This window comes from Kluyvera intermedia (assembly GCF_021440345.1).
GTDB classification, from domain to species: Bacteria; Pseudomonadota; Gammaproteobacteria; order Enterobacterales; family Enterobacteriaceae; genus Kluyvera; species Kluyvera intermedia_A.
In genome coordinates this window covers 1-10,019 of sequence record NZ_JAKCNS010000120.1, presented here as the reverse complement: position 1 = coordinate 10,019, position 10,019 = coordinate 1, and the positions used below count along the sequence as shown (strand labels likewise).

General features: G+C 53.8%; 2 protein-coding genes. One reads left to right on the top strand and one right to left on the bottom strand.

All coding sequences use genetic code 11. The annotated features are described in order from the left end of the window. The first annotated feature begins 55 nt into the window (after window positions 1-55). Entirely contained in the window at window positions 56-9,394 is a 9,339-nt protein-coding gene (locus LZ634_RS21595) for an autotransporter outer membrane beta-barrel domain-containing protein (RefSeq protein ID WP_234508792.1), read from the top strand. 152 nt (window positions 9,395-9,546) lie between these two features. Here LZ634_RS21595 and LZ634_RS21590 read toward each other — a convergent pair. After that, the coding region (locus tag LZ634_RS21590) for an EAL domain-containing protein (protein WP_234508791.1) at window positions 9,547-10,019 on the bottom strand (473 nt) is incomplete at its 5' end.

The following is a 10,019-nucleotide window of genomic DNA, read 5'->3' as shown; positions in this document are numbered from 1 at the left end:
CTTATTCGCACCTTCCTTAACACATACATAACAGGAATGTAGACAAGGGTTATATATGAACAAAGTTTACAGCATTATTTGGAACGCGGCGCTCGGTATCTGGGTGGTCGTTTCTGAATTAACGAAAGGAAAGAAAAAAAGCAGTTCGCGTAAAACTGTCGCCGTACTGGCAGCTGGCGCATTAAGCGGTGCTTCATTGCTGGCTTCTGCAGCCCAGATTACCGCAACGGGTGAACACGATATTCATGAAGACTTCAAGACAGGTATTTCCGCTGGGGTTTATGAGGGTATCCACGACTACGGCTTCTTATATGAAGATAACACAACTGGTCAGGCACTGAATATCAGTGGTGCAATCCCAACATTTAGCCCGGGTCAAAGCGGCGTTGTTGAATCAACCACTATCCGGGAACTGCTGGAAAGCGGCAAAATCACCCTGCTGGCGACCAGCCCTGACCAGAGCGTAAAAACCATTACCAACTCTGAAGAACTGGCGGAATACCTGACTTACAACCAGTCGTCAACGCCTTCGCAGAGCACAGAATTTGATATCAACGATCCGGCGTTTCCCGGCGAAAAAACGACCATCAAAGTCTTTGATACCAATGAGTTAAATGGTTTTCTTACCGAAGCGCAAGTCGGCGATGCGGTATTAAACACCTTTGATGCTCAGAAATCAGAAATCTATAAGCAATTTGGTATCGCACTGGCGACAAATGGCTCCATTGCCAATCTGAATATTGGCAACGACACCCTCAATGTGCGTGACAAAGCCAATACCATTGAAATGCTGGCAAAAGATTCCTCGCTGCTGGAAGCACAAGGTACTGCAAGCCAGGTGAACTGGCAGTCAGATAACTATATAAAATTTAACGCAGCCCCGGTGATCCCTGAAAAAACGTTCACCGGTTCAGCGCAAACCTCCGTGTTTGGCGATGATGTGACGCTGATGACCTATGGCTATGACGAGGATGGTCAGGTCGTCAAAACCGGGGAGCGCACATTTACCATTACCAACACACAAGAACTGGCCGAATTCAATGACTGGCTGTTGGGCAAAAGCGACGACGCGGCACTCAACCCTGATGGTGAAAAAGTCAGCCAAATCCAGCTGTGGATAGATGCGGAGGAAGTCACAACCGTCACCGCAGCACAAACAAAGTACGCCGGGCTGATTGAAAATCTGCTCACCTCCGGTAAGCCAGCTGACATACTCAGCTGGGATTACGACGTCTGGACCGACGGTTTGTCACATACCAACAACGCGACCGCTGGCCGTGGTGAGTTACATGCCATCTACGCCAACGGCGCAGGCACCTCAGGCACCTTGAACAAAGACGCGATTATTGCCGTTGACGGCAGTATTAATGGCGTGATGAAAGCCATTAATGGTGGGGTTATCACTAACCTTGGTGAGCTGAACGCATTACGCACGTCTACCGGGCAAAGCCTGGCGATTGGCATGCTGGCAAAAGACGCGACGGCAACCAACAACGGGATCATCAACTCCGGGCTGTTTATTGATAAAGACGGCAACCAAAACGTCAACAGCTATGGCGCATTTGGTATGCAGGGGCAAGGCGCCAGTCAAATCACCAACGAAGGCACCATCAACCAGGCGATCACCACCGATAACTTCGGTACCGCTTCTGCCGCCGATCCCTGGAGTAAGGACAAACCCGCTGGCGAGCTGACGCTGGCCATTGGTATGCAACTGTCTGACAATGCTCAAGGGGTCAACAACGGCGATATCAACGTCGTGGACGGGCGCAAAAACGGTGCATCCTACGGCAGCGGCATCGCCTATGGCGTAGAAGTCGCCGACAACGCCACCTTTACCAACAGCGCAGGTGCCTCTATTTATCTTGGCCGTAACGCAAGTGATCCGTCTAAAGATGTCACCATGTCAGGCGGTTCAAGTCTGAGCGCCGGGATCATGACCAAGAGCGCCAAAGAGGTGATTAACAACGGCCTTATCACGCTGGGAACCGGCGTACGTAACGCCGCGGGTATGCTGATTGGTAACGCGACCGGCAACGTCATCAATACCGGTAATATCGTGATCAATGGCGATTCCAGCGCGGGGAGTAGCAGGAACTACGGTATCACCGTGCGTGACAGCGGCGCGGAAAATAATCAGGAAATTCGCAACGACGGCAAGATTAACGTCAACGGCACCAACAACGTCGGCATCCACGTCAGCGCAACTAACAAAAATGCCGAAGCCACGACCAGCGCTTCAGGCTCTATCGTAGTTGATGGTGAAGGTAGTGTCGGTAACCGTAACTATGCCGTCTGGGCTGAAGGTGGCAAAGATGGAAAGGCAGTGGTCAACGTCTATTCCAACATCACGCTAAACAAAGCCGGGAACATCGGCGTACACGTGCGTGATAACGCCGTCGCTAACGTCGACAGCCTGAGTAGCCCGGCATTCAACAGCACCGATCAGATTGGCTATTACCTGTATGGTAAAGGCGCAACTGCGAATATTGGTCAGGCGGTAATGAATGACAACGGGCAGGATCGCACCACCATTTTCCGTATTGCCAACGGCGCAATGCTGGCCGGTAACACCACCACTCCTGACGGTCAGCCCAGCTCAAACCTTGACCTGACCTTAAGCGGCGAACAGTCCGTTGGCGTATTAGCGACGGGCACAGGCAGTAGTGTGGATACCGGCGAAGCCACGTTCATCGTGCAGGGCACCGACTCCGCCGCGCTGCTGATTGAAGGCGGTGCCACAGGTAACATCAGCGATAAAACCACCATCAATTTAACCGGTGAAAGAACCATTGCCGGGGTAGTGGACGGTCAGGCTCACCAGTTGAATGGCAACGCAGAGGGTAGCGCCACTCCGACCATCCTCACTTCAAACGCAAAAATCACTTCAGAAGCCAGCGGCAACAAGGTTATTGCCTATGTGGCAAGGAACCAGGGCAGCCTGATCCTCGATACCCAGGCAATTATCGATCTTGCCAGCACCGACAGCATTGGTGTTAACGTGCAACAAGGCGGGAGTTTAACCAATAACGCGACCGCTGCCTTACATGTGAGTAACGGCATTGGCGTACAAGCTTCTGGTTCGAACGCACAGATTAAAAAATTGGGTCAGATTCAAGTTGATGATGGAACCGCAGGGGTTCTGCTGACCAACGGTGCCAGCCTGAATATTACTGGTAATACTGGCGATGCCATCACCACCAATGGCACTGCTGACGGTATTCGCCTGGACACCGGAGCCGGTAAGCTGGCTGCCAAAGGGGTGATTATTAGCGCCGAAGGTACTGGCGCGGGCATTCAAAACGATGCCAACAATACCGATATCACACTCAATGATGTCACCATCAATGCCAACGACGGTCCGGGGATCCGTACCAGCGTCGCGTTAAACATGAAAGATGGCCTGAATAACATTCTGAACGTTAACGGTAAAGGTACCGGCTTCGCCTTTGAGCAGCGCAATGGTGACGCAGTGACAGGCAATCTGACCATCGGTAAAGGCTATACCGTTGAGGTGCATAACAGCGAAGGCAGCGGTATCCGCGCCAATACGGACGGTAAGGTCACCACCAATGCCAATATCAACGTCTACGACAGCGCAGGTGGTTCTGCAATCATCGCTAAAAATGTTAGCGCAATAGCCAATAGCGGAAAAATTACCTCTGCCAGCACCACCGCACCCGTTATTGATGCCAGCGGTGACAGCAATAAAAAAATCACCAATACCGGTACCCTTCAGGCTATCAACGATACGGCAGTGGCGATTCAATCTGGCAAGGGCAATGACACCATTGATATCAGCCAGGGTATCACCAGTGGCGTGATCAACACTGGAGAAGGCAAGGACACCTTTAACTGGCAAAGCGGAACCTTTGCGGGCGAGGTGAATTTCGCCGGAACCGGCGGCAACAATAAAGCCAACATCGGCAATGTGACGCTGGATAAAACGCGCCATATCACTACCGAAGCCGGCAGTGGCAACGCCCTCACCTTCACCAATACACACGGTAACAGTGCGAAAATTGGCAGTCTGAGCAGCGATAACCTGACCACCGGTACCAACATCGGCACGGGTTGGGACTCACTGACCATTAGCGGTTCAAGTGCAGATATGCGCATCGTCGATCGTCTGCAACTGGCAAGTAAAACCATTGCGGTTACCAATGGCGCAACGCTGCGTACCGGCGATCACGGCGAGTCCACCAGCACTGCCGCGACCATCGCTGACTACAATGTGACGACTCAGGGTACAGGCAGCCGGGTCATCTTTGACACGCAGGGCGACACGACGGCTGCGCAGATCTATAACGGCGTCATCAGCGGTGATGGGAAGTTTGAACGCGCGGCAGGCGGCACCACTGTCTTTACCGCCAACAACACCTATACCGGCTCCACCACTATTGATCAAACCGGTACGCTGCAGTTGGGTGACGGCGGAAATACAGGCGGAGTCAACGCCGTGTCTGACATCATCGACAATGGCGTGCTGGCGATTAATCGGGCCAATGATGTGCTGCTTGGCGGCGTAATCTCCGGGATCGGTGCGTTACAGCAGATTGGTAACGGTATTACTCGCCTGACGGGCAATAACACCTATACCGGCGACACGACCGTCACCAGCGGTACGCTACTGGTGAAAGGGAATCAGAGTGCCGCGACGGGTGTGACCAAAGTAAGCGGTACGGCGACGCTGGGGGGTAACGGGGTGATCGGCGGCGACGTGCTGATGAACGATGCCTCTACCCTCAGCGCCGGTGACGGCGGTGCGGGTACGTTATCCATTAACGGTAATCTGCAGCTTGGCAGCAAAACGACCTCCGCTTTCGAACTGGGTCAAGCCTATACGCCAGGCGGCGCGCTAAACGATCTGATTAACGTCGCAGGCGATCTGCAACTGGACGGGACTCTGGACGTCACCACTTCACAGGGTGGTAACTTCGGACCGGGCGTGTACCGTATCTATAACTACGGTGGCACGCTGGATAACCAGACGCTGGAATTAGGCGCGATACCGAATAGCCAGGATAAGAGCAATATTTTTGTTCAAACCTCCATCGACAAACAGGTCAACCTGGTGAATGCCAACGGCGTTACCCTGCAGTTCTGGGACGGCGCAACCGTTAATCAGAGCCACGGCGCGTCGGGCATTGAAGGCGACAGCAAAATTGACGGTGGCGATGGCAAATGGATGGCAATCGGCAGTCAGGGTGATAACAACTGGACCACCGCAACCGGTGAGGGTAACGCCCCTTGGGCACAGAAGTCCTTCGCCGTCTTCACCACCAAAGGCGGTACCGTTACCGTGGATAACGCCGCGGGAGAAGTTAACTTCTCCGGAGCACAGTTTGATGCCGATGGCTATGTCGTTAAAGGCGATGCGCTTAACGCGTATGCCACCACGGAAAACGCGACCCACGCAGGCCAGACGCCGGGGACTGGCGAACTGCTGGTGCGCGTTGGCGCTGGTGGCGCGGGGCAAAACTATACCGCGACCATTGAGTCCGTTATCCGCGAGGCCAGTACTGCTGACAAGCTGACGCTGGTGAAAACCGACCTTGGCCGTCTGATCCTCAGCGGTGACAACGAATATCGCGGCGGCACGCGCATTGATGGCGGCACGTTGCAGATCTCCTCCGACAGCAATCTCGGCCAGAGCGGAACTGACCTGGCCATCAATAACGGTTCAACGCTGCAACTGGGCGCGGACCTGACCAGCAATCGCACCATTGAGCTGGGAGCGAATGAGAATGCTGCGGTGTTTGACCTTAATTCGCACCACTTCACGCCAACCGGTGAGATTACCGGCGAGGGTAAACTGAAAGTTACCAGCAGCTCTAGTGATGCGGGCAGCACCTTGTCGCTCGACCGCGCAAACAGCTACAAAGGCGACACCGAAATTGCCGGTACCGGAAACGCCAACAATGTGACGGTCAACGTCAGCAAAACCGGAGCCTTTGGCAGTAATGAAAGCAGCACCGTGAACGTCAATAAGGGTGCGACGCTCAATGTCAGCGGGACAGATACCAGCCTGAAATCCCTGACTATGAACATCGCCGACAGCCTGTTAACGCTGGCGGATAACGTCACCGCCGCAAGCGCAATGCTGAACCTGACGGGCACGGCGAAAGCGGTGTTAACCAACAACGCCAGCGCGGGCAACGCGACGGTTAACGTGTCAAAAGACAGTACCCTGGCGCTGGAAGAAAATGCCAGCGGGGGCAATGCCACCGTGAATAACAGCGGACTGATGACCTTTGCTGACTATGCGATGGCAGAGAACACCGTCGTTAAAAACCTGGTTGGCGGTAAGGTCGATATCAGCGCAGTCGACAGCGCAACGTCTATCGGCTCGTTGTCCGGCGCGGGTAATGTCGAACTGGGCAATAAAGAACTGTCGCTGGGTAATCTGCATCTTGATGACACCATCAGCGGTATTATCAGCGGCAACGACGGCAGCCTGGTGAAAATCGGTGACGGTACGTTGACGCTGACCGGCGATAACACTTACACCGGCACCACAGACGTCAATGAAGGCGTGCTGCTGGTCAACGGTAATCAGTCTGCGGCTACCGGCCAGGTGACGGTGAAATCCGGGGCAACGCTCGGCGGTAACGGTATTATCGGCGGCGCGGTTGATGTGCTGGACGACGCGCATATTACCGCAGGTGCAGCTATCAACAGTGTGGGTAAACTGACTACCGGTTCTCTGACGCTCAGTGATAACGCCCAACTGGATTATCAGTTTGGTCAGGCTTATACCCCGGGCGGTGCCTTCAACGACTTGATTGACGTAAATGGCGATCTGACGCTCGACGGTAAGCTCAACATTGAAACCTCACCAGGCGGAAGCTTTGATGTGGGCGTTTACCGCGTCATCAACTACACCGGCACATTGACCAACAATGTGATGGATATTGCTAACGCACCGGAAGCAGCTGACAGCCTGTACGTGCAGACATCGGTGAAAAATCAGGTCAACCTGGTCAACCACGCCGGACTGACGCTGCGCTTCTGGGACGGCACCGGCGGTGAGAATGGCGAGCTGAAAAATAACGGCGTCATTAACGGCGGCGACGGTATCTGGCAATCCAGCCAGGGTAACGACAACTGGACCACCGATGAATCGACGCCAGAAGGCGCGTTGAACGCACCGTTTACCGATGCCGCATTCGCCGTCTTCCAGGGTGAAGCGGGCAACGTAACCGTCGATAACAGCAAAGGCGATGTCATCATCAGCGGCGCGCAGTTCGCCACCGATGGTTATCGTGTGGGCGGAGAAGCCATTACCACCGACACGGCAAACACCCTGATTCGTGTCGGCGATGGCACAGTAGACGGCGCCAGTTACACCGCCACTATCGACAGCGTTATCCGAGGTACCGGCGGCCTGAATAAAGGCGATCTCGGTACGCTGATTCTCACCGGCGACAATACTTACAGCGGTGGCACCACCATCACCTCAGGGACGCTGCAGGTGGCGGGTGATACCAACCTGGGTGCGGCAGATACGGGAATTACCTTTAATGGCGGTACGCTGAAGTATGGCGAAGCGTTTGATACTGCCCGTCAGGTGACGCTGGAATCCGGCGGCGGGACATTCGACACCAACGGGCATGACGTTTCTCTGCTGACGGAAGTCGAAGGTAACGGTCAACTGACCAAAACCGGTAAAGGCTCCCTCACCCTGACGCTGGATAACACCTACACCGGTGGCACCACCATCGAACAAGGTGTTTTACAACTGGGTAACGGCGGTGATATTGGCAGCATTCAGGGGGATGTCGTTGATAACGGCGTACTCAACGTCAATCGTGGCGATACCCTGGCGCTGACCGGCAATATCAGTGGTAAAGGCCAGTTGCATCAGACCGGTAGCGGCATTACCGAGCTGCAAGGTGAAAACAGCTACAGCGGCGCTACGTTGATCGCCAACGGCGTGCTGCAAGCGGGTAATACCAACACCCTGAGTAGCGCATCACACCACTATGTAGTCGCAGACACCACGTTGAACACGCAGGGCTATAACCAGACGGTAGCGGGCCTGAGCAACGGTGGCGATGTCTCGCTCATCGGTCAGCAGACTGGCACAACCTTAACCGTCAAAGGGGATTACACCGGCGAAAAAGGGACTATCAACATGGCAGCTATCCAGAATGGTAGCGGAGCAGGCATTGCCGACCGTCTGATTATCGATGGCGGTAAAGCCAGCGGTAGCACACTGCTGGATGTCGATGGTTCTGGTCTTGGCGCGCCGACCATTGGGGATGGTATCGAAGTGGTGACTGCGCTCAATGGCGCAACCACAACCGCGCAAACGTCGCGGGATGCCTTCCATCTTGCCGCCGATCGTATGGCTGCAGGTGCGTTTGAGTACCAACTACATGCGGGTAATGCTCAGGGCCAGGGTGAAAACTGGTATCTGAGAAGTGAATACCGTCCAGAAACCATGCTGTATTCTGGCCTCGCCAGCGTAGTACGTCAGGGTGATATTAGCCTGTTAGGTAACATGCACCAACGTATGGGGGACGAGGTTAAACCGGGCATTGATGAAGACAATCGCGCCTGGGCAAGAATGATTGGCTACTCCGGTAAAACCAAACTGGATGATGCTGCCGGTACGCAAACCAGCTCCCATACCATGGGTATCCAGGTCGGCGTTGATATGTATGCTAACGAAAGCTGGAAAGCCGGGATGTATACCAGCATCCTTGATATCGACAGCAACGTGAAAGGCACGAAGACAGGCAGCGATGGCAAAGGCGGTAACATCGACGACAACGCATTTTACGTCGGTGGCTATGCGACCTGGTTCTCGGGTGACGGTATGTATGTTGATAACGTCCTGCAGTACGGTAACCATAAATCCCGCCTGGCGGCGACCGGTAACAATGGCTCGTATACCGTCAGAGGCAACACGCTGACGGCGTCGACAGAGGTGGGTAAATCGTTCCGTTTAGGCGCCAGCGCATGGAGTCTGGAGCCTCAGGCTCAGTTGATCTACCAGTACAGCGACTTTGATAACAGCACGCTGGATGGTGTGACCCCAACGAAAGTGAAAATGGATACCGCAGACTCCTTTACCGCGCGTCTGGGCGTGCGTCTGGTCGCTGACTATGACACCAACCATGGCAAATTCCAGCCGTACGGCAGGGTTAACGTCTGGCAGGGTCTGGGTTCAAAAGACAAAACGCACTTTAGCAATGCGGTAGCCACCACTACGCTGGAATCTTCACAGCAGTACTCCAGCACTGAAGTTGCAGCCGGCCTGTCATGGTCTATCGACAGAAACCTGCAGGTCTACGGTGAGCTGGGTACGCAATTCAGCAACGGCGGCAGTAAGTCGCAGATCGAAGCGCCGGTCAATGCCTCTATCGGCTTTAAGAAATCGTTCTAAGCTGACATAAACTCGCCAGCCTCCTGCTTAGCAGGGGGCTTTTTTTTGCTTATAGTATTACAGGGGTGGCTGATGCGCGACGCGTATCAGGCCTACAGACTTACCAGCAACGTGGAACAATCAAGGGATTGGGAAACGTAAATACGGAAGGATTAACGATTATATTGCGCTAAGAGTGAAGGGATCTCTTGTGCCTGCACCGGGGGAGAAATGAAAAAGCCTTGAATTTTGTCACAACCAATCTGCATCAACCGGTCCAGTTGGGACTGGGTTTCCACCCCTTCGGCAAGAACTTCGATACCAAAATTATGCGCCAGTGAAATAATACCCTCAACAATCTTTGTCGATCGGGTGTCGGGCTCAATAGCGGTGACAAATTCCTTATCAATTTTTAAGGTATCAAAAGGATATTTCAACAGGTAATTAAGATTAGCATGACCGGTTCCAAAATCATCAAGCGCAAGCTTGACCCCTATCGCCTTTAATTCCGTCATATTTTTAGCCGCAATCTGACTGTCGTACAGCGGTGACGTTTCGGTGACCTCTATTTGGCATCGATGGACCGGCAATCCGGAGGTGGCAAGATTTTGTCTGACGCGTTGGGGTAAGGAAGGTGCGAACAAGT

What these genes read in the sequence shown, in the direction of transcription:
- LZ634_RS21595 (WP_234508792.1), top strand. Translation starts at nt 56, where the DNA reads ATGAACAAAGTTTACAGCATTATTTGGAACGCGGCGCTCGGTATCTGG.